Origin of the sequence: Pseudomonas sp. FP818, assembly GCF_030687335.1 — a bacterium.
Lineage (GTDB): Bacteria > Pseudomonadota > Gammaproteobacteria > Pseudomonadales > Pseudomonadaceae > Aquipseudomonas > Aquipseudomonas shahriarae.
Genome location: NZ_CP117427.1, coordinates 3748845 through 3774564 on the forward strand (window position 1 = coordinate 3748845; position 25720 = coordinate 3774564).

A 25720-nucleotide genomic window follows, 5' to 3' on the forward strand; every position below is an offset into this window, starting at 1 on the left:
TTTTGCCCAAGAGGAACTTGCCCATGCATATCATCAACGCCCGCCTGCGCAACCGTGAAGGCCTGCATGATCTGCACCTGGAACATGGCCGGATCGCCAGCATTACCCCACAAACCGCCGCGCCGACCCTGGGGCCGGACGACTTGGACGCCGCTGGCAACCTGGTGGTACCGCCATTTGTCGAGCCGCATATCCACCTCGACGCCACCCTCACCGCCGGCGAGCCGCGCTGGAATATGAGCGGGACGCTGTTTGAAGGGATCGAATGCTGGGGCGAGCGCAAGGCCACCATCACCCAGGAGGACACCAAGACCCGCGCCAAGCAGACCATCCAGGCCCTGGCGGCCCATGGTATCCAGCATGTGCGCACCCACGTGGATGTCACCGACCCGGACTTGACCGCACTCAAGGCCATGCTCGAAGTCCGCCAGGAGAGCGGCCACCTGATCGACCTGCAGATCGTGGCGTTTCCCCAGGAAGGCATCGAGTCCTACCGCAATGGCCGCGAACTGATGGAAGAAGCCATTCGCCTGGGCGCCGATGTGGTGGGCGGCATTCCCCATTTCGAGTACACCCGCGACCAAGGGGTCAGCTCGGTCAAGTTCCTTATGGACCTGGCCGAACGCACCGGCTGCCTGGTCGACGTGCATTGCGATGAAACCGACGACCCGCACTCGCGCTTCCTCGAAGTGCTGGCCGAAGAAGCCCGCAGTCGCGATATGGGCAGCCGGGTCACCGCCAGCCACACCACGGCCATGGGTTCCTACGACAATGCCTACTGCGCCAAGCTGTTCCGCCTGCTGGGCCACTCGGGCATCAGTTTTGTTTCCTGCCCCACCGAAAGCATTCACCTGCAAGGCCGCTTCGACAACTTCCCGAAACGCCGGGGTGTGACCCGGGTCAACGAACTGTTGGAGGCCGGCATGAACGTCTGCTTTGGCCAGGACTCCATCGTCGATCCCTGGTATCCACTGGGCAACGGCAATATCCTGCGGGTGCTCGAGGCCGGGCTGCATATCTGCCATATGCTCGGCTACAGCAACCTGCAAAGGGCCTTGGACCTGGTCACCGACAACAGCGCCAAAGCCATGGCCCTGGGCGACCGCTACGGCCTGGAGCCCGGGCGACCGGCGAACCTGCTGATCCTGTCGGCAAACAGCGACTATGAAGTCATTCGCAGCCAGGGCCTGGCGCTGTATTCGATCCGCAACGGCAAAGTGTTGATGAAACGCCAGCCAGCGCAGGTGACATTTTTGTAACCCGCGAGGCTAAACGATCGAGTCCAGGTCCAGTGTCTGGCCCTTGTCCCGATCGCCCTCGAAGGCCGGCGGGATGCTTGCCACCTGGGGCAACTCATGGTTTTCCGGGTGGCTGAACCAACGAGCCAGGCTGGGTTGCAGGTTTGAGGATGAAGCGTGACTGCCGTATACATCGCGCCCTTCCACACGGCGCCAGCGCAGGCTTTCCAGACGCTGGCGACTGGTTTGCAATCGGTCGATTTCAGCGGTCAAGGCATCGTAATGCTCATGGCCGCGTCCGTTCGCCGGGCTGCGACGGTGCAGCTCAAGCCGTTTGTCCTGCAGTTGTCGGCGCAGGGTGCTCAGCGCGTGGTCGATCAATGCGTATTCCCGTGCCGTCACCAGGGAGCCGCGGGTATCCAGTGTCTGTTGCCAGCGGCGTAACGTGGCCCACGCCGCCGGCACGTAGCTGGCGACCATGAAGTGCTGGCTGGCCTGGAACAGTTGCTTGAGCAGGTTGTCACGCTCGGGCATATCGCCGTGCAAACGCAAAGCGTGATTACACGCCGCCTCCTGCACCGACGCACAACCGGGCTGCCACAGCACCGAGGACTGTGTGCCGTCCGCCAGGATGATCGGCATGAAGTGTTGCTGCTCGCCGTGATGCCGATAGGGCTGGCCACCGAGCCGCACCAGCCCCGCAGCAAACAACAGGCCTCCCGGCGCGGGCGCGCCGAATAAGGTCACGGCGCCCGGCACCCATAGCTTGGCCGTGGTGTTCATCCAGGTCGCCGGCACGCTGGGGACCGGATCATTGTGGTTGACTATACGATGGTGAACCAGGGCAGCCGCTCCCCCTGTGAATTCAGCATCGGCGGCGCGCGGGGCACCGTAGGTGTACAGCAGCACGTTGTAGCCGGCATCCTTGACCCGGCGCAGTCCCTCGGCCAGCAACAAAGCGATGGCCCCACCCAGGCTGTGGCCACAAATCACGATGCGTTGGCCGCTGTAGAACTGATCCAGATAGCGCAATACAAAGTCACGCAAGGCACGGTACGCCTGGTAAAAGCCTTCATGGACCTTACCGATGCCGTCCGCGAAAGGTACCTGGTGGGCATTCGCGTCACGCAGGCCATCCGCCGCACTGGCCGTGCCCCGCACCGCAATCAGCACCACTTCATCGTGATGGCTGATAAAGGCCTGGGTATCCGTACCCTGCTCTTCGTCATCGAAAAAATGCAGGCGTGCCGGATGCTCCTGCCTCGCCTCCAGCTGCGGACTGTTCTGCGGATACAACTGAGGGTCGAAGGGCAGGATCTCGAAACGCCGCGAGTATGGGACATCCTCATACAGCGGGTAAAAACGCCGGACTTGCTCGGCATCGACCCTCCAGGCCTGCTGATACCCCGCGAGTTTTTCAGCAAATAGATGGCCGATGCTGGGGTCCAGAGGAAAATGGACTTCATCTTGCGGGTGAGTGGCCGGCTCCTGGCCAAAACGGCAGTAACTCAAGGTCGCCATCAATGCCAGTTGGTACAGGTTCAAGGCACAGAATTCGTCGTCCCTCGACAGCATCGGGCGCAGTGCCCGCAGGGGTCGGACTTCCAGCGCCGTGTGCTGGTTGGGGAACAGCACCACGCCCGACAACTCGGGCTGGGGTGGGCCAAACCCAAGGTCGGCCATCATTTTCAGGGCATGTGGCTGGGGGCCGTGAGACCGTGGCGCCAGCGGTGGCAGGTGGCCAACATGGCGAACCAGATCGCGCACTTCGACCTGGTAGAACCGATCGGCTTGTCGCCTTGCTGGGTTGCCCTCAAGACGCTGGCCATCCCCGGTAGAAAACTCGCTTCGTTCGGCGCGAACCTGAAGTTCGGTGATGGGTAGTTTGTAAGTCAGGCGCGTCGCCAGTCGGTGATACGGTGCTTCTGTCCCGGCATAGGGCTCATCCAACGTAAGCACCACAGGACCACAATAAAAATCCGTTATTTTGGCGAAGCCCTCTCCATTCAATCTACCGCTGTATTGTTGCCCGGCACTGTCATGGAACGAGTACGGCAGCCCCCCATAATTCTTGCCATTGCCGGTTTCATCGATCAAACAAAAACTCACCCAGTGCCCTCGCCGTGGGCACGCCGGCATCTTGTCACTGAAAAACTCCTGCTTCCATGCCTCCAACTCCATGACTTCACTCCCTGTTAGTTACACGTTGGATAAACATCACAGATACGTCCATCAGGCATTTTTATAGGTTTGAAGTCGGTCGTATTGCCCCGGCAGTACGCGAACATATCTTCGAAACTCTCACCCTGGCACCGCCTCCAGCCGTTTGGAACAGCTACCCAGTTATCGTCAAAGGCAGGTAGCTCTTCGTCAGACAGGTTCAACACCAGCCTGAGTTTTTGCCCCGCCAGTCGATCTCGTTGCACAGCGCCGCCTGCCGACGCTTTACTTGAAAGCCCATTTGCGTCCACTGATCTGCACATGAGGATTTTCCTGATCGCATGCACCGGCCCCACTGTGCGAAAGAACCACCTGCATCGTGCTTGCAACTCCAGCACCCCCGACTCAGGCCTCCCCGGCCCATCCGCGTCTAAACGATCCTGAATATGGATAGCCGCAATATCTCCGCCAACATCCGTATCGCGCGCGCCCCACCGCGCATAAAAATCAAACTCCACGCTGCGCAATACCAACGGGCAGCCCTCGACTGTTTCAGTCAGGGGCAGCGCCTGGGTCACGCGGCTGGCTACCGGGCTGTAGGGAACACTAAAAATCTTCCGCTCGGGCCTTTTGCCTCGACGCCAAGGCAAGGTGCAACGTTCACCTGCTGCGGGGCTGTAGTTAGCGGCGCTTTTAACGCGGAAATTGGCTGGCAAATCCACCTCCAAGGTAAAGCGATCAACGGGCACCACCGCACACCCCGATGTCCAGGCCATACCCAGCACCAGCAGAACTCCACACGCCTGGTTACTCATGCTTGCCCCAACGTGCGCCACTGCTCAGCCACCCGCCTGAAGTGTTCCTCCGGCGCCTCCCCCTTCAGCGGCTGCCACTGAATCACCCTGGGCCCGGTTGCCTCTGCCAAACGCCGCACCACCAAAAACTCCAGTTGCAGAGCGCCGTACCATTGCCAACTGCGGGCCTCGTCCAGTACCTGGGCCAGCCATCCCCCTGGATCCTGGAACTCGACCAACGCCGCAAGGCTTTCGCTGTGTTCGGCCAGCAGGTAGCGCAGGATATTCGCCTGCAAAATGGCCGAGGCCTGGGGGTTGGGGATGTTGAGCCAAGGAGCGGGGTCGGGTATCGGGTACTTTCCGGGCGCTGGGTTGTTGGCGCAGCACCATTGCTCTTCGTGCCAGTAGCAGACGCTGATCAGTGGCCCGAGATAGGCCGGCCATTGCGCTACCGGCACGCTGGTCAGCGCACGCCCCAGGGTGCGGTTGTCGTGGAAACGGTACAGGGCCTGATTGCCCGGTGGCCCCACCAGCATCCGCGCCTGCCAATGCTCGATGACGTCGCCCAGGTCCGCGTCGGGCAAGCTGCCCAGCCAGCCCCAGTTCATCTCAGGGTGCTCGAGCAACCCCACAAGCGCAGGCTCATCGAACTGCTCCACAAGCAGGATCACCGGCCCGTCAGCCGCCAGTGCCGCCACTGCACTGCCACCGTAAAGGCTGCAACATTGCCCCAGGTTGCGAGGCGCCATCAGCGGCTGACGGGCGTTGCTGTTTCCCTCAAGAATCAAACACAGCCGGCGTCCTGCCTGCTGCTGTTGGGTCATCCATTGGCCCGGTGTACGCAGCATCAGGCCGCCCTCCCGCGGATGTCGCACACGCCTTCGCGGCAGCGTTCACATACCGGGCAGAAGTCCGCATCCAGTTGCCGGGCCATGCTCATGACGACAGCCTGGGCCGCTGAAATTTCCGCACCGCTGACGGCCGCACCCGCAGGGCTGGCCGAGCGCGCAACGGCCGGTTGGCCACCCTGGGTAATCGGGCGGCTGCTGAAGATCCCACCGGCCTGGATCAGCACATGCTCGCCTCCGGCCTTGAGGCTCAACTGCGCGCCAGCGTCGATCACCAGGCTGGCACCCGCCTTGAGATGCACCTGTTGCCCTGCCTCGATCACCAGGGCCTGGCCGATATAGGCCAGGCTATCGCCCTGCACCTGGAGGTGATCGCTCGCCCCCAGGACCACCTTGCGATCACCACTGACATGTCGCTGTTCGGCGCTTTCCAGGCGCACCGTGCTCGGGCCGCGAATGGTTTCCCGCCGCTCCCCGCCGACTTCCAGGTGGCTGTCACGGCCTACCTGCTGCTGCCAGTCCCGCTGGGCCCGCAGGTAGATAAGCTCTTCACCCAGGCGGTCCTCCAGGTGCAGTTCGTTGCCGCCCGCACCACCGGGGGAACTGCGACTGCGCAATACGCTGCAGGTCTTGTGTTGCGGCAGTGGATAAGGCGGCATGTGCCGCGCATTGGGCAGACAACCGTTGATCAATGGCCGGTCCGGGTCGCCCTCCAGGAAGGTCACCAGCACCTCCATGCCGACCCGGGGCGTCATGATCGCGCCAAAACCGTCGCCCGCCCAGCCGGAGGCCACCCGTACCCAACAACTGCTTTTATCACTGGCCTTGTCCAGGCGATCCCAGTGAAAACGCACCTTCACCCGGCCGTAGGCATCGCAATGCACCTCCTCGCCCACCGGGCCCGTCACAGTGGCTGTCTGGCTGCCGGTAATGGTTGGCTTGGGATGCTTGAGCGCCGGGCGGTGGATCGCACGCCAGGGCGTGGCGTTGAAGCGGTTGCGATAGCCCTGGAACCTGTCGCCAGCGGGCATCGCCTCCTCCAGCGCCTGGGGTTGATACCCCTCGTGACGCACCGACGTAAGCAGCCACAAGTCATTGCAGGCAGGCTGCGGGTGATCGTGCAACGGCAGGAAATGACCACTGCACAACGCCGGTTGATCACTCTTGCCCAAGGCCCGGTGACGGTCGCGCTGATGGCGCTCCAGGCTGCGACGCGCCAATTGCACACCCCGCGCATGGCCGGTAAACCCGGCGGGGTAATGGTAGTCCTCAAGAGGCAGCACCGATGCAGCCCCGGCGTGTTCCTGCAAACGCCGTGAAGGATGCTCGAAGTCGTGATCACGGCGCACTGCCTGGCGGCTGCGCGTCGCCAGGCGCACATCGAAACGCTGGATCACCCGTGCCTCGGCGGCCGGCCCGTTGGCAGGGCGATAACGCTGTGCAGGCAGGCGACGGAACACCGTCTGGTCATCCCCAAACACCAATACATGGGCGTCCGGGCTGTGGCGAAAGTGGTAGTGAATCCCCTCCTCCTCACACAGCCTCTGGAGGAAGTGCAGGTCGGTTTCCGCGTATTGCACACAGAACGTGCGGGGCGGATAGACCACCGGACCCAACTCGAAGGCATACGCGTCGGCCAGGATGCCGTGGTGCTCGAGCACGGCCGCGATGATCTGCGGCACGCTGCGTTGTTGAAAGATGCGCTGGTCGCGCCGATGCTCCAGCCACGCCAGGCGCGGCGCCAGGGTCAGGCGATAACGAGTGAGCCGGCCCCCGGGGTCATCGCGACCGACGGCATACACCTGCCCGTGCAAACCTTCGCCCATTTCACCGAAGCCTAGATAGGCCGGCTGGTGCAGCAATGCTTCTAGGTCAAGGCCGGGGTTTTCGCTGACCAGTTGCACTTCGATGAAGTAGGGCTGGTCAAGGGCTTCGCGGCCTTTGAATGCCAGTACTTGGAAGTCTGTCTCCATGCCTTGAACAATAAAGTTGAAACGTGACGAAACAAACGCACTCACCATCCGTTGTTACCCGCCATCCACTATCTGACTGAAATACTCCCTCCCGCCAAACAAAAAACCTGCGGCCAAAGAAGTGCCTGAACGCTCTAAAGATTAGCGAGATCCACGAGAATTCGGCGCTTTGAAAATAAAAAAGAAGTTTCGTACGGACACAATGGAAGTCTCTTTTACAAGATGAGAAATCCTCAAAACAAAGCAAGCCCTAACAGCAGGAACTTCCTTACGCGACGCTTCAAACAATAACTAAACAATAAAGAAACAACTGACACTTAGTTAAGCCATCACGTACCTCAGCCTTGAAGCATCGCGGTCCCGAACAGGCTGACACCCAGCAGCGCATCTGCCTGAACGTGCAAGCGTACTGGCGCCGTACCGCCCGGCATCACCACGGCCACCTCTCCCGCCTCGACCCAACCCGCCCGCCATGCCGCACAGGCCACTGCGCTGGCACTGGTCCCGGAGGATGCCGTGGGCCCCTCACCGCGCTCGAACACCCGGGCAATCAGCCGATTGGCAGAGTCTCGCGCTGCCCATTGCAGGTTGACCCCGGCCGCACAGGGCCGGCCATCACCTGCGGGAGGAGCGAAGGCAATCGCTTTCAACGGCTCGAACAGATCAGGTTGGTGCATCTGCCGATTGTCCGGCAAGGCCGATACGTGTTCGACCAAGGTCACGCAATGGGGGTTGCCGATACGCACAAATTGGCTGCGGGTCCATTGCGGGTTGATCGCAGCCAGCTCATTCACTGGGCCAGGCTCGGCGCTTTCCGGCCCCATCGCTGCCACTGCCTGCGGCCCGAATGCTGGCTGCCCCAGTGCCAGCCAGAACCCATGGAGCTCCCCATAGACCGCCGGTTCAACCCCGGTCACCAGCGGCGTCACCCCATCAGGTTGATCGTGGTGTACCCGTAGCTCGCAGGCCTGGGTCATCAGCCCCGCGTCCGTCAGGGCCTGGGCAAAGATCGTCAAGCCATTGCCGCTGCGCTCGGCCAGGGAACCGTCGGTATTGACGATCAGCAGGTCATACGGCGGTGCAGCCTGGAACGGCCCGACCAGCAAACCGTCGCAGCGATAGGCCTTGGCCTCGGCTGGGCGCAGCGACGTCCCCCAGCCACATTCGGACGCTATCGCCAGCCCCGTCCACGCCTGGCGAGTGCTGGCGGCCAGGGCGGCGTTATCGGGCACGGAAATGCCCCGGCTGCGCAACAGGGCCGGGCTGGCCACACCGTAGATATTGCCGCGAGCGTCGTAGAACAGGGTCATTGTGAGATCACCTCAGCATCCGCCGATGGTCAGCCATGGGAAAAGTGCCTGGCGATTGTGGGCGATCTCAGCGTAGGACACCAACAGCGAGCGCGCCGAGCGTGGCAAAAAAACCAGCGCGCCCTACACTCCTGTGTCGCTGGATGGACGTTTTCATCAGGCCGAAGTCCGTGCGCAGTCGAGCAAACGCCGTCCTCATTTTCCTGGAGGATGCACCATGAAGACACTTACCCCGCAGAGCCCCGTTGAAACGCTTTACCGCGCCGGCCGCAAAACATTCATTGAGCGGGTACCGGATGGCGGCGCACGCCTGGATGCGTTGTTCCATACCGCGCCGGCCCTGGGCGAATTGGCGGTCGGTGTGGTGTACGGCTATCTGCACGAGCGCCCGGGCCTTGATCCGCGCTTGCAGGAAGCAGCGATCTTTGCCGCGATCGTCGCCGCCGGTATGGTCGGCCCGCCGTTGAGCGTGCATTTCAAGACCAGCCTGGCCCAAGGCCTGGCGCCTGGGGAGCTGACTGAACTGCTGCTGGTGGCCTCGGCCTTTACCGGTTTCCCCCGTGCCGTCGCCACCGCCGAGCAGCTCAACCTGCTGTTCACCGCAGCCAACCTGCCCTCGCCGCCGCCACCGCCGCCACGGGCCGTGGCACTAGCGTTTTGCGACAGTGTGCGCCGGGGCCAGCCGTCATTCCCGGTGGACGCCCAGGCTCGAAAGCTGCTGCGCAAACCCCATAAGCTATCGCTGCACGCCACGGCTGCGGATCGGGTGCTGGTGGAGAGTTACATCGGCCAGGAAACCACGCCCCGTGGCACCCTCCTGGTGCGGGTCGCTGGCGCCGACGTGGTGCAAGTCAGGGCATATCTCCCAACCCCCAACTGACCCACGCGCAGAAGTGGCCTGGAAGGTGGTAATCCTGTGCAAGCAGCCTGGGGTTCAACGCTACTCACAGGGATTACGCACCCTCCAGGCCACCTCAAGCAGGCCCGATAACCTCTGTGTGGTGATCCACGGTAAAAGTGTTCCGTGTTGTCAGTAAAAACTTCGCGGCCCGCAAGGGAACCTGGCTCGCTCGATAGGGCCTGATGTGCAAGGATGTCGCGCTGGACATCGTTCGCTGAACGCAAAACCAAGGATATTCATGACTGCCATCCCCCCCCAGGCGCCTGTGGTTCCGGGACGCCTGGAACAAATGTCGACCCGTATCGCGTTTTTTATTGCCGGCTTCGGCATCGCGGCCTGGGCACCGTTGGTCCCCTATGCCAAGGCCCGCGCGCAGCTCAACGAAGGCACCCTGGGCCTGTTGCTGTTGTGCCTGGGAGTGGGGTCGATCATTGCCATGCCAATGGCCGGCGCGCTGGCGTCACGCTTCGGCTGCCGCCGGGTGTTGAGCGCCGGGACGCTGCTGCTCTGCGTGGCCTTGCCGATGCTGGCCACGGTCAGCTCGATACCCTTGCTGATGGCCGGATTGTTTCTGTTTGGTGCAGGCCTGGGCACGGTGGACTCCACCGTCAACCTGCAGGCAGTGATTGTTGAGCGGGCCAGTGGCAAAACCATGATGTCGGGCTTCCATGGGCTGTTCAGCCTGGGGGGGATTGTGGGGGCGGCAGGTGTCAGTGCGCTGCTCGGCCTGGGGCTGTCACCGCTTTCGGCCACCCTGGTGGTTATTGTGATTACCCTGGGCGCCTTGCTCAAGGCGGCCCCGCACTTGTTGCCCTACGGCAGCGAAAGCTCCGGCCCGCCCTTCGCCATCCCCCATGGGGTGGTGCTGTTTATCGGCTGCCTGTGTTTTATCGTATTCCTGGCAGAGGGTGCCGTGCTCGATTGGAGCGCGGTGTTTCTCAGTGACGAACGCGGCCTCGACGAAGCCTACGCGGGCCTGGGTTATGCGGCGTTTGCCTTGACCATGACCCTCGGCCGCCTGACCGGCGATGCCATTGTGCGCCGCCTGGGTGCCAAACGGGTGATCGTGATCGGTGGTTTGCTGGCCACCGCCGGCATGCTGCTGGCCACCCTGCTCCCGGCATGGGAAACCGCCCTGCTGGGTTATGCCCTGGTCGGTGCCGGCTGTTCGAATATCGTGCCGGTGCTGTACACCGCGGTGGGCAAGCAAACGGTCATGCCGGAGCACATTGCGGTGCCCGCCATTACCACCCTGGGATATGCCGGTATTCTCGCAGGCCCCGCGCTGATTGGTTTTATCGCCCACGGCAGCAGCCTGAGCGTGGCCTTTGTGTTGATCGCCGTGCTGCTGTTGGCGGTGGCGATCAGCGGCAAAATACTGCGGGTGTAAGGCCCCCAGGCGCTACAGGTCTCTAGTGTTTTCAAGCCAGCCGTCAAGGTCTTTGTTGCTCAGCCATCCCTTCTGGTAATGACTACCGTAAATACGTCGCCAGCCAGAATGGATGCGTTCCAGGGAACTCAAAAGCCTGGGACGGTCCACCAAGTTTTTTGACATATACACCAGTTGTTCGCTGTACATTTTTTTCGGTAACCCCGTGGCAGGGTCTCGGATAACGGCACCGTTCTGGTCCGTTTCATCCGGATCCTTACTGATTGACACAAGCCGTTCGATCTGGACGTAGCCGACACTCTCAAAAAAGCCCGTGCGGTCCCGGGATCTGTCACGCAGTTCATCAAAAGCGGCCCTGAACGCCAGCACCAACTCGACATTGGTCTTGGCGTGAAAAGGATCCGGACTGAAGGCATTGGGGTCGCTGTTACCAAACACACCCTGTACCGCCCGCTCCAGACTTTGCCGCGTTATAAACCCCTCTTCGTCAAGGATCGCTTCGATCAACCGCGGGCGCTGGACCAGTGCCCTGGCCAGCAGAATGGCGTTGTTGAGCGCCGGTGTGTCAGTCATTTTTGCACTGGCAATTCGCCGCAGCGACGACAGTTTCAGTCCTTCATTTTTCATGAAAATTTTCCAGCACGGAAAAATGGTCACCCAGCGCCTTGACTAACTGGCGGTCCGGCAATTGGGTGTAGGGGTTCACATTGGGGGTACGCGTCGAGGGCGCGTTTCTCAGCTCCTGATGATGCAGCATGACCTCATCGGGCGTGGCCCACCGCAACGGGCGGCGGAATCCCGAAGAGCGGATAGTGCTGGGCAAAGGTTGATTATCGGCCTGCCAGCCACGCGGCGTGGTCTCGCTTGAAGCAGCATGAGCTTTCTGTTGTGCGTCATCCGGTATCGCTTCATGGCGGCTCGTAACATCGGGCCGCAGGAGAGGTACCCCACCGTCAATTGCCATGTTCATATCCACCTTTTCTAGATCCATACTCAGACCGGCTGCCACCACCGTCAGTGCAAGGGTGGGTTTCCAGCAAGCGCAAAGTATGTGGCCAACCACCGGCAATGGTTCCGGGGCACCCGATCAATTTCGATGTCTGTATGTAAACAATGGTCAGTCCTGGGCGCGGCCCTCAGTCAGGTTCTCGGGGCGACAATGCTCCTGATCGAGAACCGCCCAGCAAGGCTTTTATGGCATTGATCAACCCGCTCGTCGTACCCGCAGGCGTCTGCATGGTGGTGGTTGGGACGGCAGTGGCGCGGTAGGACTGCATGCCTTTGGCGAAGTCATCCGCCGCCGGGGCCTTGAAGGTGTACTGGCCGGAAAAATTCCTTACCCGTTGGGCTTCGGTGCCTTCCCCTCCCGGCACAGCCTGATTCTGGGCATCGAAAAGTTGTCTCTGCGTCGTGTTTTCGCAAGGTGGAGCAAGAAGGGATTGCGGCAGGCCGGGAGTTTGAGTTCCAAACGACGTTGAAGTCATGTCAACACCCTCTCTTTGAGTGAAACTGCCGGCGTCATAAAGGCCGTCAGATACACGTTATGTGGCAAACCGCTGAAAACAGTTCCTGATCAGCGAAGTGGCAGGCGATAAGTGGACACGTGCAGCCCCAGCCAGAGCGGTCATCCGCAAGACTGGCAACCCTGGTCGAACCGGGAAATACCGCGAAAGACTCGCGGCGCTTCCCGGTTGTGTGCTCCCAGTGCAATACCGGCGGTTTAATGGGACAACTTCTTCAACCCACGCTTGCTGATCCTGCCGTCATAGTCGGGGCTAGCAACGTTGTCCATTTGTTGCAGCAAGTTGGAGCGGTTGAAGACCTCCCTCGCCAGGTGGGTGAGTTGGTCCCGATGAGGGTTACCTGTCAACGGGCGCTGGGCCCTGGCATTGAGATCGGCGACCTTGATGTCTTTGCTCCAGAAACTGCCTTTGAGCTGATTGAAATTCTTCAGCATGTCCTTGGCGAGTTGTTCATCGTCCTTGTACTTCAAGGGGTTATCAGAGCGGATGACGTCATAGATGTTTTGACGGCTGATCTGAGCATCCAGCCCCCCCGTACGACCATCACGGTCAAGCGCTTTGAGCAGGTCCGGACGCTTCATGATTTCCCTGGCCAGCCGGATGTCCTGATTCTTGTGCGGGTACTTTGTCAGGGGTGTTTCAGCCTTTGCTTTCAACCCCTGCGGCGTAATGTAGTCCGGGTTTTTCGGATCGTTGAACGCCTTGAAATTATCCAGAAGTTGCTGGGCCAACTGATCATGGCTGCGCTTTGAATAGATCGGATCGGGTTGCTGCGGGAAGGGCCTTGGCGGCGGGCTCCCAGGGAGCGGGGGCCTGCCCCCCCGGGCGGCATCGGCCTGTACGCCGGCGGCGCCTTGTGCCATCGGCTGCGCAGCCGCAAACACCGGCCCAGATTTGCTCTCTGGCCCGCTGAAACTAGGCCCCTTGGCGGCTGGCCCGGCGGCCGACGCCGCAGCGCCCGTGGTGTTGGCCTCGGCCTCGTGACGCATGGCGTCATTCGGTAGATTGACGACAGGCTGATTGAACGCAGGTACCGACATAATGTTCTCCAGTGCGGCTTGTTGACACGATGTACCTCACCGTCCGAAGCACCCAGGCGATAAATTGATCACCGGATGTCTGTGCACAGTGGGCTAATTGTGTATGTGGCGGACTGGGGGAGTTCGGTTCCGGAAAGCGACGAAAATCGCCTAAAAAAGGTAGGAAGCCCGCCAACGTCCCCTTCAACCTCGGCTGAAGGATCGTAAGGAGCAAGAGAAAGGCCAAGAGGAAAAGCGCGTGGAAGGGCGTCAGCAGCGACGCCCCCCATCAATAGAAAAATCGTCGCCGGCAGGCGACGATTCCCCGTCAGAACCCCACGCTCGCCTGTACAAAGAAGGTGCGTGGCTCACCCAGGTAAATCCCGGCGTTGTTGTCGCTGGAACGGGTGAAGTGCTGCTGGTCAAACACGTTTTTCACCCCGACACCCAACTTCAGGTTCGACAGTTGCGGGCCGAAGTCATAGCCACTGCGCACATTGACGGAAACATACCCCGGGATATCCCCGTACTGGCCGTCGGCGGTCGGTTCGGTGATATAGGTGTTGGTGGTGCCTGGCGCGCGCTGGCCGGACTGGGCATACGCGTCCAGGTTATGGGTCCAGTGATTGACGGCATAACGCAGCCCCAGGGTCGCCACTTGCCGGGAGTACAACGGCAGGTCACGGCCCTTGAACGCCACATCACCTTCAGCGGTCGCCTTGGTGTAGGTAAAGCCGGCATTGGCACTCAGGCCCTCCAGACGTGGGTCGAGGTCGGCCAGGTCGTAATGGGCCGAAGCTTCGATACCCGTGTGTTTGGTCGCGCCCAGGTTGGTCCAGCCCACGTCATTGCTGACGTATTGCAACTCATCGGAGAAGTCGATGTAAAACAGCGTCACTTCGCCGCCCCAGACGTTGTCGTTGTAGCGGGTGCCGATCTCGTAGGTCTTGGCCTTTTCCGGTTGCAGGCCGTTGGCCGTCTGGTCGCCATTTCCGCCCTGGCCCAGCTGGAAATACTGCAGGCTGCCGAAGGATGTTTCATAGTTGGCGAACAGCTTCCAGGCATCGGACACGTGGTACATCACGCTCAGCGCCGGCAACGGTTCGTTGTTCTTGATCGCGCGGTGCTTCTCCTGGGTGCGGGAACCATTGAGCGCCACCACCGGGCGGTCATGCCATTGGGTGCGGATGCTTTCAAAGCGGATACCGGGGGTAATCGTCCACTTGCCCACGTCGATCTTGTCATCAATATAGAACGCGTTGGCCTCGGTGCCACCGGTGCGGTCCTGGTACACATGGCCGTCACTCTGGCCACCCGGCGTCGGCACGTTGTTGATCAGGTTGAGACTGGTGGCCTGCTCGTGCATGCCTTCTTTCAAGTAGCGATAGCCGATACTGGCTTCCTGGGTGGTCGGGCCCAGCTCGAACACATGGGACACCCGTGGCTCGATGCCGAACGTGTGGTAGGTCCGCGGGTAGGAGCTGAGGGTTTTCAGGTCACGGTTGGCGATGTTGCTGCCCCGGAAACTGTCGGAATAATAGGTCAGCACTTCGGCCTGGGTGCGGTCGTCGATCTGGCGGATGTACTTGAAGGACACATCCTTGCGCCGGCCGCTGAAGTTGTCCCAGTCGCGCACCGACTGGTAAGGGTTGGCGTCGAACTGCTTCTGGGTCAGGCCGCCGGGCATGTCGGCGCTGGCGTCGTAGTAATGGAAATTGAGGGTGAAATCGTCTTGATCGGTCGGCGCCCAGTGGGTCTTGAGGATCACATCGTCAATGTCGTTCCCGTTGTTGCTGTCGCGATAACCGTTGCCATTGACCCCGGAATACAGGAGCGCCATGCCAATGCCGTTGTCTGCGGTGCCGCCGATAAATGCGTTGTCGACATGTTTCCAGCCGCCATGGGACGAGGTCTGCAGGGTGGTGCCGACCTCACCGGAAAAGGTCTCGGGGATCGCCCGGGTCACGAAGTTGATCACGCCGCCGACGTTCTGTGGGCCATACCGCACGGAACCGGCGCCGCGTACCACGTCGATGCTCTCCAGGTTACCGGCGGAAATCGGTGCCATCGACAACTGGGGCTGGCCATAGGGTGCGAACGCCGCAGGAATGCCGTCGATCAACACTGTGGAGCGCGGCGACAAGCGCGATGTCAGACCGCGTACGCCGACGTTGAGGGAAATATCGCTGCCACCGGTACCGTTGGATTCCTGCACCTGCACCCCAGGCACCCGGCGCAGCACGTCACCGACGTTCATCGCGCCCTGCTCTACCATAGCCTCGCGCCGGATCACGGTACGCGCGCCGGGATGGTTCTGCACCACTTCGGCGTTGGCATCGCCCAGCCAGTCGCCCACCACCTGGATCGCGGTCGTGCCAAGTTCCAGGGGTGAACCGGCTTCACCGGTGCCAGTGGCGAGGGGATGCAATGTCACCGAGCCCGAGTCGATCTGGTAGTCCAGGCCGCTGCCTTGCAGCAACTGGCGCAGGGCCTGCTCCGGCGACAGGTTGCCATCGACGGCCGGGGCTTGTTTGCCGGCCACCATCGGCGGGCTGAAAAACACTTGCAGTGAGGTTTGCTGGCCCAATTGGCTCAGTGCCGCCCCCAGTGGCTGGGCCTTGATGTGGATGGCATCGTCGGCATAGGCCGCAGTACTGATCGCCAGGGCCAGGGCCAATGGCGCCCAGCGGGCAGTTTTATTGTTGTTCGCAGCGAGTTTTGTCACGTCGTAATCCCAAGAAAGCGCGGCTGTTAATGCAAACCAGTTGCAGTTGGACAAGAAGACGAAGAACTCGGAAAAAACCTGAACCTAGCGTGAAATTATTTCCTGGCTACCGTCGGGCAGCGTGCGCAGAGCCACCGGCAGAATGTGCGGCAGGGCCTTGAGCAAGGCATCGGTGTCATCGGATTTGAACACGCTGGTCAGGCGCAACTCGCTGGCGGCAGCGCTGACCCGCAAGGGTTTTTCGCGGTAGCGCGAGACTTCCCGGGCCACCTCGGCCAGGCTGGCATCGTTGAACACCAGCTTGCCGGTCTGCCAGGCCAGCAGTGCCTGGGCGTTGACCGGGCGGGCCGCCGCGACCGCGCCCTGAAGGTCGATCGAGGTACCGAGGCCGGCGGTCAGGGTGACCGCTGGCTGGGCAGCCTGCCCTTGCACCTTGACCGTTCCGGCCTCGACCACCACGCGGGTCTGGTCATCGTCGCGGCGCACGTCAAACCGGGTCCCGGTGACCGTCACCTGCCCTGCCCCGGCCTGCACCACAAAAGGCCGGTGGGTGTCGTGCTCAACGCTGAACAGCGCTTCACCCTGCTTGAGTTCGATCCCACGCCGGCCCTTTTCGTAATGCACCGCCACCACGCTACGGCTGTTGAGGTCCATCAGCGAGCCATCCGGCAGCGCCACCTGTCGACGCTCGCCCAACCCGGTGCTGAATTGCGCCTCATAGCCGCGCGGGTGGTCCAGGCCACTGAACAACCCAAGGCCGACGGCCACCGCCAACACGCTGGCCGCCATGGCATAGCCCACGGCCCCGCGACGCTTGCGCGGCACAGGCGTATCGAGCAGGGCCTGCAAACGCACCTTGGGCAGCAGGTCGGCGGCGCTCCACAGCCCCTGCAGCACCTCGAACTCATACTGGTGCGCGGGATGCTCCCTACACCAACTGTCAAAAAGACCCTGGTCCTCAACGCTCAGGGGCGGGTCCTGCAGACGCACAAACCACTGCGCCGCCTCGTCGCGCACCGTTGCGCTGCCACAGGCACACTCGCGGGTATCCATCATGGAAGGTCCTGTTTCAAAGCGGGCATTGGTCATGGGGCCAGCGCATCCAGGCGCTCGCGCAGATGCCGCAGGGTGCGGATCATATACTTTTCCACCATGTTTTTAGAAAGCCCCAGGCGCTCGGCGATTTCCTGTTGGGTCATGCCTTCGATTTTTTGCCAGATGAAAATCCTGCGGCAATTGAGGGGCAATTCGGCCAGGGCCCGCTCGATGGAGTCCGCCAACTGGACGGCGTGCATGAAATGCTCCGGGTCGCCACTGTGCGGCGCACTCTGGTCAAGGCCTTGCAGTTCCAGTGCTTCGCGCCGGTCTGCACGCCGATAGGCATCCACCGCGATATTGCGCGCCGTCTGGTGCAAATAGGCACGCGGCTGCTCGACCCGCGCCGACTTGGACTCCAATACCCGCACAAACGTATCGTGGGCCAGGTCCTCGGCCTGCTGGCGATTGCGCAAGCGACGCGTCCAGGTCCCGACCAACTCTTCGTAGTACGCGAAAAAGCCTGGTCTGCGGGGCGGCTGGGGAGTCATCGACGGTGCACTGGGTAGGCGGGGCGTGAATAGTAATGCTTCCTATTAACGAGAGCAATTACTGACCGTCGCCCTGGCTGCGATTGCCGCCAACGCCGATCAGTTATGGTGAGAATCCAACAAACACCGGTAAACCCGGTGGGAGCTGTCGAGCCCCTGCGAGGCTGCGATGGCGTCGGCACTGCTTACATTGATGTTGGCTGATCCACCGCTATCGCAGCCTCGCAGGGGCTCGACAGCTCCCACCTTTGATTTTCACGAACGTTGACATTGCGCTCACTTAACTAACCGTTGATGCATCCACGTTGCGACGGTTACATCATCAAGGTAGCCCGCAATACCATGCCGATTGGCCATATGGTTACTCACGCCCTTGAAGTTCTCGATACCGGGTGTGATGTTCCAGCGGGTAGAGTCCAGTGGATACAACGCCACCGCATCGCCCGGATCATAGGCATTGAACCACTGCTGCACACCCGCAGGCATCGACAATGCAGGGGGGGTGAGCATTTCGCGCACGGTGTTCAGGCCCAGGGGCGAGCCCACCGTCACCAACCCCAGCACATTGGCGCGACGCCCAAGCTCCTGCAATGCCCGGTACGCAACAATCGACCCCAAGGAGTGTGCCACCACCACACAAGGCTCATCTGCAATGGCAGCCTTTACGATGGCGGTAATGCGATCCGACACGGCGGGGTAAGTCAGATAGAGATAGACATCGCGCGTGAACCGATCAAGAGCGGCTTCACCCAGGGCGGTACGCTGATCCACTGCACGTAACAGCGCCTGGACCCAGGGTGAACTGCCAAGGCCCTTCTCGGTGCTGTGCTCATCGAGAAACGCCTGGATCTGCGCGTCGGTCATGCCATTGGCGGTCGCGATGTCCTGCAAAAATCTGCCACGAAAATCATCCTGCGCCTGTTCATCGCCCCGCAGGCGCACCCCACGCGCCAGCGGGGTGCTGAGGGCGCGCGTCAGTTCATCCAGTTCATCGGCGTAAAACGCCATCGTCACAGACAGCCCTTCGGGGCGTGGAAGACCTGCCTCCCCCCAGCCGATATACAGCGAGTCCAGCCACAATTTTTCCAGGGTTTCCCGGGTGCTTCCCTGTTGGTCACGCCCGTGGATAAATACCAGCTTCACAGAAAATACCCCGAAAAATGTCGTTCCAGTATCGCCGAGCCCTTCTTGGAAAAGGTCGTCCACAGTGAAGGTTCAAGATGGCGTCCGGCCTCCAGGAGGAAAGAGGGCATCAATTGCTTCATCTCCCCCAGCAATGACCACCCCTGCGACAGCATTGGCACGCCGGGCAGGTAGTCCAAGATAACCTGCTCCCTCCGGCCGCCCGCCATGGCGAGCATGGCCACATCAAAAGGAATCAGCTGACGGTCGGCCTGCATAAAGCGGTAAATACTCCTGATGCCGTTCAAATCTCCCGCCTGGTGGTAGGCATAGGCCGCATAAATGCCCAAGGTCGGGTCCATGCGTTTGAGCAGGCGCAGATATCGGGCAGAGTCCCAAGCCAGCGTTGCCTGGGGCAAACGAAAGCTGCCCTGGCGCGCGGCTACGGCCACATAGGCGCGACGCATCTCCAGTTCCTCTCCCAGATATTCATAGTCGTTATGGGGGTCTCGCATGGCCGACGGGGTGTAGTTGATCGTGACGATGCGGCCGCCCTCAACAATCAATGTGCCAACAAAACCGGGCATGGCGGCCACCAAAGTGCTCGTACCGTTCTTAAAGCGCAGGTACAACGTGCGCGCCGCCTCGCCACGGATCTCAATGCTCGGCCCATCGATCCCGCGCCATGTCTTCTGGTCCCGCCCAATCTCGCAAATCAGAGCGATCTCGCCGCCAATCACGTGGAACCCTGTCTGCATACCCGTCTCACGGTTATCCATGGCTGCCACAAGGCGCCGCATCTCGGTATTCAATACCCGCTTGGGAAGAGGCTTGCCCCATCTGGGACGCATCAAATGCTCCTGACGCCACTCCAGGCTTCCCCGCGCAGCGGCAGGTTCAGTCAAGTCGGGTGGTGAGTGAGGTCCCTCTGCTGCAGCCCCCCCGGCACCATGCTCAATCGTGGCCAGAAACTTGGGCAACGCCGACTCCACCCGCGACTCCGGCCGTTGGGAAAGAGCGATGGAAACTCTTTGCGCTGCTTGGGGAATGGCGTGTGCCAGATGCTGTTTGAGTGGACGCGAAGCAACCACTTGCTGCGGCGCACCGCCCTCGGTCATCACAGTTTCGATAACCGTTTGAACGTCGCCGCGCAAAGCAGTGAGCATGCATTCGGTCAACAGCCCACAGTGACGCTCATTGGCATCATCCGCCGGTACCTCCAGCGCGGGGTCACCAGGCAACGCTGCATAAAACACATCCACTTCCGGGGCCGTGTTGTTAGAGCGATAAGCAGGAAATATCCGGTAGCCGTCGACCATGCTCACCTGAAGGGTTCCCGCCAGCGACCGGCATGCATCCGAAATGATCACAACGTGTTCGATACCACACTGACGCGCCAGGCTGATCGAGCCATTGACGTTGATGGCATGGTTGGGATTCCTGCCCACCTCGGACAATAGCCACAACTCACAATCCGGGGCTCTCAATACACCATGGCCGGAAAAGAACACCACCAGTTGAGAGTACGTCCTGCTCTCCACGATCTTACTGATCGCCTCGAATATCTCCTCAGGCCCCACGACCTTGCCGTCAGCATCGGAAAAAACAGTGGTCTCGAAACCTTGCTCCCTACCCCATTCCCCCACCTGCTCAGCCCCAGAGGCCGCGCCACGCAGTGCAGGGAAATGGCCGGCGCGGTCGACGCCGATTGCGATTAATGCTTTTTTCATAGGTCTCTCTCCATGATGACACTATGCCATCCAGCCCCTCGCAGCCTCAACTCACACCAACCGCTTAATCTGCTTATGCCGCCACACCAACCGGTAATACGCCGTCTGCAACCCCAGCATCACCAGGTAAGTCACCGGAAACGCCATCCACACCCCTTCCAGGCCAAAGCGTGCATTGAGCAGGTACGCCACCGGCAGTTCCACGCCCAGCACGCAGAAGATCGAGATCGCCACCGGCATCAACACCACGCCACTGGCGCGCATGATGCCGCCAATCACTGCCTGGAAGCCGAACACCAGAATGCTCCAGAGCATGATGTGCAGCAGGTGTTCGGCCTGGACCCGCGCCTGATCATCGGTGATGAACAGGCCCAGTAGCCAGTGGGACAAGGCGTAGCCCAGCACGATCAGGCCTCCGGTCAGGCACAGGTTGATCGCAAGCCCGGTGCGCAGGATCGGCCCGATGCGTTCCAGGCGCCCGGCGCCAATGGCCTGGGCGCCGAGGATCGAGGCGGTGATGGCGATCGACAGCGCCGGGAACTGCACATAGTTGACGATCTGCGTCACCGCGCCATACGCCGCCGTGGCCTGGGAGCCGTGGCCGTTGACCAGCGCCAGGATCACCAGCTCCGACAACGACAGCACCACCATCTGCAAGCCGGTGGGCAGGCCGATGCGCAGGACTTTGCCGAGGATCGCCCGGTCCAGGCGCAAGGCCGCCAATAATGCGCGGTCCGGCGCCATCACATGGTTTTTATGGCGCAGGCGCAGCACCAGAAACAGCATGGCCACGGCGTTGGCCACCAGGCCAGCATAGGCCGCGCTCTGGATGCCCATGGGCGCCAGCCCCAGCCAGCCGCGGATCAGGGCCGGGGTCAGCAACAGGCCGACCACCGTTGAAACCATCAGCGCCAGCAACGGCGACACCGTATCGCTCACGCCTCGCAGCAATTGGGTGTAGAGGATGAACACCAGCAGTAACGGCATGATCAGCATCATCACCTGGGCATAGCCGACGGCGTCGTCCAGCACATCCAGCGGCGTGCCCAGCGCGTGCATGGCCGGGCGGGCGAACAGGCTGCCGAGCACGGCGGCGAGAATCCCGATCAACGCCCCCAGGGTCAGGGTCGCGCCGGTGATGACCTTGACCAGTGCGGTTTCCCCCGCGCCCCAGGCCTGGCCGATCAGCACCGAGGCGCCCGCCCCCAGGCCAATCACCAGGGCGATAAAAAAGAACACGATGGGAAACATCCCCGACACCGCCGCCAGCGCCTGGGTGCCGAGCATCTGCCCGACATAAATGCCATTGAGGGTGCCGGAAAAACTCTGGAGGAAGTTGGACAGCACCATCGGCGCAAGAAAGAACAGGTACACCTGCCACAACGGGCGTTGCAAAGGGTTCTGCATGAAAAGCGGGGCCTCGGAATGACACAGCGACCGAGGGGTTATAGCGTATTGGATCCGATCATGCAGTGTTTTAAACCGCTACCCACCTATCCCAGCATTTCCCGAAGCCGGTACCACACCATGCCCAGCGCCAGTAACGGCGAGCGTAAAGCCTTGCCGCCGGGAAAGGTCATGTGCGGCACCCGGCTGAAGGTGTCCAGGCCCTGGCTGACACCTGCGTGGATCCCCTCGGCCAGCAGCCGTGCGCACCAGTGCGTGACGTTAAGCCCATGCCCGGAATAGCCCTGGGCGTAAAACACGTTGGGGTACTGCTGCAACCGCCCGACCTGGGGAAAGCGATTGGCGGTAATCCCGATCTTGCCGCCCCATTGGAAGTCGATGGCGGTGTTGGCCAGTTGCGGGAATACCTTGAGCATCTTCGGCCGCATGTACGCGGCGATATCGACCGGGTCACGTCCCGAATAATGACAGGCGCCACCGAACAACAGCCGACGGTCGGCGGAAAGCCGGTAGTAGTCCAGGCCGACTTTCTGGTCGCACAGCGCCAGGTTCTGCGGGATCAGTTCGTCGGCGAGCGCAGCCGGCAACGGTTCGGTGGCGATGATATAGCTGCCGGCCGGCAGCACCTTGCCACTCAGGCGCGGCTCCAGTTCGTCGAGGTGCGCATTGCACGCCAACACCAGGCTACCAGCCCGCACGCTGCCGCCGGCGCAGCGCACCTGCACGGTGTCGCCATGGATCAATTGCAGCACCGCGCTGTGCTCGAAAATCCGCACACCCAGCGCCTCGGCCACACGGGCCTCGCCCAATACCAGGTTCAGCGGATGCAAGTGGCCCGAGCCCATGTCCACCAGGCCCCCGGCGTACAGTTGAGAGCCGACCACCTGCGCCATATCCTGCGCCGCCACCAGGCGGGTTTCAGGCAGGTACCCCAGGGCCGCGAGGCTTTCCTGCTCCCCCTTGAACGCAGCAAATTGCGCCGGTGTATTGGCCAACTCGCAAAAGCCCCAGCGCAGGTCGCAGTCGATCCCATGCTCCCGGATGCGCTCACCGACCAACGCTACCGAGTCGATCCCGGCCCGTTGCAGGTAACGCACGCCCTCCTCGCCCACATGCCGGGCAAAACCCGAGACGTCATGGCCGATCCCCCGGATCAACTGCCCGCCATTGCGCCCGCTGGCGCCCCAGCCGATGCGCCGGGCTTCCAGGAGGATCACCGACAGGCCGCGCTGGGCCAGTTCAATCGCGGTGTTGACGCCGGTAAAGCCGCCGCCGATCACACACACATCGGCGCTCAGGTCCTCGGCCAGCGCCGCGCGCTGGGGCATGGCATTGGCCGACGCCAGGTAATAGGAACGGGCATGGTCTTGGGACTGATTCATCGGTTGGACTTCACTTTGCTCCAGGCCCGGGTCATCACACGCATGATGGCCGGGCTGGGGGTGGTGGAAATGTACAGTTTGTCGAGCACGTCCTGGGGCGGGTACACCTCGGGGTTATTCACCAGTTCCGGCGCCATGAAAGTCTTCGCCGCCAGGTTGGCGTTGGCGTAGCCGACATAGGTGCTGATCTTGGCGATGACTTCGGGGTCCAGCAGGTCGTTGATAAACGCGTGGGCCTGTTTCGGGTTGGTGGCGTCTGCGGGAATCGCCAGCAAGTCGAACCACAGGTTGCTGCCCTCCTTGGGAATTGCATAGGCGATGTTCACGCCATTCTTGGCTTCCTTGGCGCGGTTGGCGGCCTGGAACACATCGCCGGAGTAACCGAAGGCCACGCAGATATCGCCGTTGGCCAGGTCCGAGATGTATTTGGAGGAATGGAAATAGGTGATGTACGGACGCAGGGTCAGCAGCTTGGCCTCGGCCTTGGCATAATCGCCGACCGTCTCGCTGCGCGGGTCCATGCCCATATAGTTGAGGATCGCCGGGAATGCTTCATCTGCCGAATCGAGGAACGCCACCCCGCATTGCTGCAGTTTCTTCAGGTTCTCGGGCTCGAACATCACCGCCCACGAATCAATGTGGTCGATGCCCAGTACTTGCTTGACCTTGTCGACGTTATAGCCGATGCCATTGGTGCCCCACAGGTACGGCACCGCATGGGCATTGCCGGGATCGTTCTGCTCCAGCAGCTTGAGCAACTTGGGGTCCAGGTTCGGGTAGTTGGGCAGTTGCGCACGGTCCAATTCAAGGAACGCCCCGGCCTTTACCTGGCGCCCCAGGAAGTGATTGGACGGCACCACCACGTCATACCCGGTACGCCCCGCCAGCAGCTTGCCCTCCAGGGTTTCATTGGAGTCGAACACGTCGTAGACCACCTTGATTCCCGTCTTGGCCTGGAAGTCGGCCAGGGTGGTCTCGCCGATGTAGTCAGTCCAGTTGTAGACACTGACCGTCGGCGCGGCATGGCTGGCGCTGCTGAACACTGCGGCGAGGGCCAGTGGGAGGAGCTGTTTGACGAGACGCATATCGACACCTTTTTTTATGGTTGATGGTGGAGTCAGACACTCAGCAACAGGAACTCACGCTCCCAGGAGCTGATCACCCGCTTGAAATTCTCATGCTCGGGCGCGTTTCACCGCGACATACCCGCGCACGAACTTGTCCCCCAGGTACTGCTTGACCGTGTCGCAGGCCTCCATGCGCGCCAGGGCATCTTCGATGGTGATCGGCAGGCGCAGGGTTGCGCCGCTCATAGGCACGGCCTTCCACCGGAGCGCTCGGTTCGATCTTCTCGATCATCCCCAGGTAGCCGCACAACAGGCTGGCGGCGATGGCCAGGTAGGGGTTGGCATCGGCCCCAGGCAGACGGTTTTCGACGCGCATCGCGTCGGGGCTGGAGGTCGGCACGCGCAGGCCGACGGTGCGGTTTTCTTCGCCCCACTCCACGTTGACCGGGGCCGAGGTGTCGGGCAGGAAGCGGCGGAACGAGTTGACGTTGGGCGCAAACATCGGCAGCAGCATCGGGATGTATTTCTGCAAGCCGCCAATGTGCTGCAAGAACAGCGGGCTCATCTGCCCATCGGCGTCGACAAATACCGGCTTGCCGGTGGCGATCTCCACCACGCTCTGGTGCAGGTGCATGGCGCTGCCCGGCTCGTCGGCCACCGGCTTGGCCATAAAGGTCGCGGCCACATTGTGCTTGAGCGCCGCTTCGCGCAGGGTGCGTTTGAATACGGTGATCTGGTCGGCCAGGTCGAGGGCGTCGCCGTGGCGGAAGTTGATTTCCATCTGCGCCGGGCCGTCTTCATGGATCAGCGTGTCGAGGTCCAGGCCCTGGGCTTCGCACCAGTCATAGACATCTTCAAACAACGGGTCGAACTCGTTGGCCGCGTCGATGGAAAACGACTGGCGCCCGGTCTCGGCACGCCCGGACCGGCCCACCGGGGTTTTCAGCGGCAGGTCCGGGTCTTCGCAGCGCTGGGTCAGGTAAAACTCCATTTCCGGCGCGACAATCGGCTGCCAGCCCTGGTCGGTATACAGCTGCAGGACTTTTTTCAACACATTGCGCGGCGACAACTCAATGGGGTTGCCCTGCTTGTCGAAAGTGTCGTGGATCACAATGGCGGTGGGCTCGATGGCCCACGGCACCACGTAGGTGGCGTTGGCCACCGGGCGGCAGATCATGTCGATATCGGCCGGGTCCAGCAGGTCGTAGTAGATATCGTCGTCGACAAAATCCCCGGTTACCGTTTGCAGCAACACACTTTCCGGCAGGCGCATGCCGCGCTCATGCAGGAACTTGTTGGTGGGCGCAATCTTGCCGCGGGCAATGCCCGTCAGGTCGCTGATCACGCATTCGACTTCGGTAATCTTGTGTTCTTTCAGCCAGGTGGACAGCTGATCGAAAGGGGCATTCATAAAGACCTCGGCATGGGTTGGGTGCTGCGCCGACTTGTACTCCCGGCGCATTGAGGTCTATCTTGGGCCAGCCTTACCCAGGCATCTATCCACTTTGCACGACCCACAACGCACCAATAGAGTGCGCACGGATC

At 61.5% G+C, this 25720-nt stretch carries 20 protein-coding genes and 1 pseudogene; 3 read left to right on the forward strand and 18 right to left on the reverse strand.

Annotated elements, in window-relative coordinates; all coding sequences use genetic code 11:
* Positions 1-23: 23 nt before the first annotated feature.
* Positions 24-1259: a cytosine deaminase gene (codA, locus tag PSH80_RS16875; RefSeq protein WP_057438504.1), complete on the forward strand. Its 1236-nt coding sequence runs from the start codon at positions 24-26 to the stop codon at positions 1257-1259.
* 9 nt (positions 1260-1268) lie between these two features.
* On the opposite strand, the gene PSH80_RS16880 is transcribed toward codA, so the two are convergent.
* From PSH80_RS16880 to PSH80_RS16900, 5 genes are all read right to left on the reverse strand, one after another.
* Complete coding sequence (locus tag PSH80_RS16880; RefSeq protein ID WP_305417609.1) at positions 1269-3419, reverse strand: lipase family protein; 2151 nt, start codon at positions 3417-3419, stop codon at positions 1269-1271.
* A gap of 14 nt (positions 3420-3433) precedes the next feature.
* A complete protein-coding gene (locus tag PSH80_RS16885) occupies positions 3434-4213 on the reverse strand; it encodes a hypothetical protein (RefSeq protein WP_169990059.1) in 780 nt (259 codons plus the stop codon).
* On the reverse strand, positions 4210-5040 hold the full coding sequence (locus tag PSH80_RS16890; RefSeq protein ID WP_057438502.1) for a DUF4123 domain-containing protein: 831 nt from the start codon (positions 5038-5040) through the stop codon (positions 4210-4212). Before PSH80_RS16890 ends, PSH80_RS16885 begins: the two co-directional genes overlap by 4 nt.
* The gene (locus PSH80_RS16895; RefSeq protein WP_198799576.1) at positions 5040-7061 is read right to left on the reverse strand and encodes a type VI secretion system tip protein VgrG; all 2022 of its coding nucleotides are present in this window, start codon (positions 7059-7061) and stop codon (positions 5040-5042) included. Before PSH80_RS16895 ends, PSH80_RS16890 begins: the two co-directional genes overlap by 1 nt.
* Before the next feature lie 290 nt (positions 7062-7351).
* Positions 7352-8323, reverse strand: a complete 972-nt coding sequence (locus PSH80_RS16900; RefSeq protein ID WP_305417613.1) for a diaminopimelate epimerase — start codon at positions 8321-8323, stop codon at positions 7352-7354.
* A gap of 217 nt (positions 8324-8540) precedes the next feature.
* Between PSH80_RS16900 and PSH80_RS16905 the strand changes: the two genes are divergently transcribed.
* Positions 8541-9203 carry a carboxymuconolactone decarboxylase family protein gene (locus PSH80_RS16905; RefSeq protein ID WP_305417614.1) on the forward strand — a complete coding sequence of 221 codons (663 nt, stop codon included), beginning with the start codon at positions 8541-8543 and terminating at the stop codon, positions 9201-9203.
* A gap of 259 nt (positions 9204-9462) precedes the next feature.
* Positions 9463-10614: an MFS transporter gene (locus PSH80_RS16910; protein WP_198799575.1), complete on the forward strand. Its 1152-nt coding sequence runs from the start codon at positions 9463-9465 to the stop codon at positions 10612-10614.
* Positions 10615-10626: 12 nt separating this feature from the next.
* On the opposite strand, the gene PSH80_RS16915 is transcribed toward PSH80_RS16910, so the two are convergent.
* The 13 genes and pseudogenes from PSH80_RS16915 to PSH80_RS16975 all read right to left on the reverse strand — a co-directional run bounded on the left by PSH80_RS16915 (position 10627) and on the right by PSH80_RS16975 (position 25586).
* Positions 10627-11241 carry a type III secretion effector protein gene (locus PSH80_RS16915; RefSeq protein ID WP_169990056.1) on the reverse strand — a complete coding sequence of 205 codons (615 nt, stop codon included), beginning with the start codon at positions 11239-11241 and terminating at the stop codon, positions 10627-10629.
* A complete protein-coding gene (locus PSH80_RS16920; protein WP_152987925.1) occupies positions 11231-11605 on the reverse strand; it encodes a hypothetical protein in 375 nt (124 codons plus the stop codon). Before PSH80_RS16920 ends, PSH80_RS16915 begins: the two co-directional genes overlap by 11 nt.
* Before the next feature lie 145 nt (positions 11606-11750).
* Positions 11751-11987, reverse strand: a complete 237-nt coding sequence (locus PSH80_RS16925; protein ID WP_128593786.1) for a hypothetical protein — start codon at positions 11985-11987, stop codon at positions 11751-11753.
* Between the two features lie 347 nt (positions 11988-12334).
* Entirely contained in the window at positions 12335-13177 is an 843-nt protein-coding gene (locus tag PSH80_RS16930) for a hypothetical protein (protein WP_233092104.1), read from the reverse strand.
* A 307-nt stretch (positions 13178-13484) separates the two neighbouring features.
* Positions 13485-15881, reverse strand: a complete 2397-nt coding sequence (locus PSH80_RS16935) for a TonB-dependent receptor (RefSeq protein ID WP_128593787.1) — start codon at positions 15879-15881, stop codon at positions 13485-13487.
* An 84-nt stretch (positions 15882-15965) separates the two neighbouring features.
* Positions 15966-16934 (reverse strand): FecR family protein, encoded by a 969-nt coding sequence (locus PSH80_RS16940; RefSeq protein WP_305420615.1) that lies wholly within the window; start codon positions 16932-16934, stop codon positions 15966-15968.
* Positions 16935-16966: 32 nt separating this feature from the next.
* Positions 16967-17467: a sigma-70 family RNA polymerase sigma factor gene (locus tag PSH80_RS16945; protein ID WP_057438495.1), complete on the reverse strand. Its 501-nt coding sequence runs from the start codon at positions 17465-17467 to the stop codon at positions 16967-16969.
* Positions 17468-17743: 276 nt separating this feature from the next.
* Positions 17744-18610, reverse strand: a complete 867-nt coding sequence (locus PSH80_RS16950) for an alpha/beta hydrolase (RefSeq protein WP_057959077.1) — start codon at positions 18608-18610, stop codon at positions 17744-17746.
* Complete coding sequence (locus PSH80_RS16955) at positions 18607-20319, reverse strand: caspase family protein (RefSeq protein ID WP_305417623.1); 1713 nt, start codon at positions 20317-20319, stop codon at positions 18607-18609. Before PSH80_RS16955 ends, PSH80_RS16950 begins: the two co-directional genes overlap by 4 nt.
* A 51-nt stretch (positions 20320-20370) precedes the next feature.
* Entirely contained in the window at positions 20371-21726 is a 1356-nt protein-coding gene (locus PSH80_RS16960; protein ID WP_057959075.1) for an MATE family efflux transporter, read from the reverse strand.
* 86 nt (positions 21727-21812) lie between these two features.
* Positions 21813-23108 carry an FAD-binding oxidoreductase gene (locus PSH80_RS16965; RefSeq protein ID WP_057959074.1) on the reverse strand — a complete coding sequence of 432 codons (1296 nt, stop codon included), beginning with the start codon at positions 23106-23108 and terminating at the stop codon, positions 21813-21815.
* The gene (locus PSH80_RS16970; protein WP_057438494.1) at positions 23105-24193 is read right to left on the reverse strand and encodes a polyamine ABC transporter substrate-binding protein; all 1089 of its coding nucleotides are present in this window, start codon (positions 24191-24193) and stop codon (positions 23105-23107) included. The genes PSH80_RS16965 and PSH80_RS16970 overlap by 4 nt, the downstream gene beginning before the upstream one ends.
* A 32-nt stretch (positions 24194-24225) precedes the next feature.
* Positions 24226-25586, reverse strand: a pseudogene (locus PSH80_RS16975) (glutamine synthetase family protein).
* Between the last annotated feature and the right edge of the window lie 134 nt (positions 25587-25720).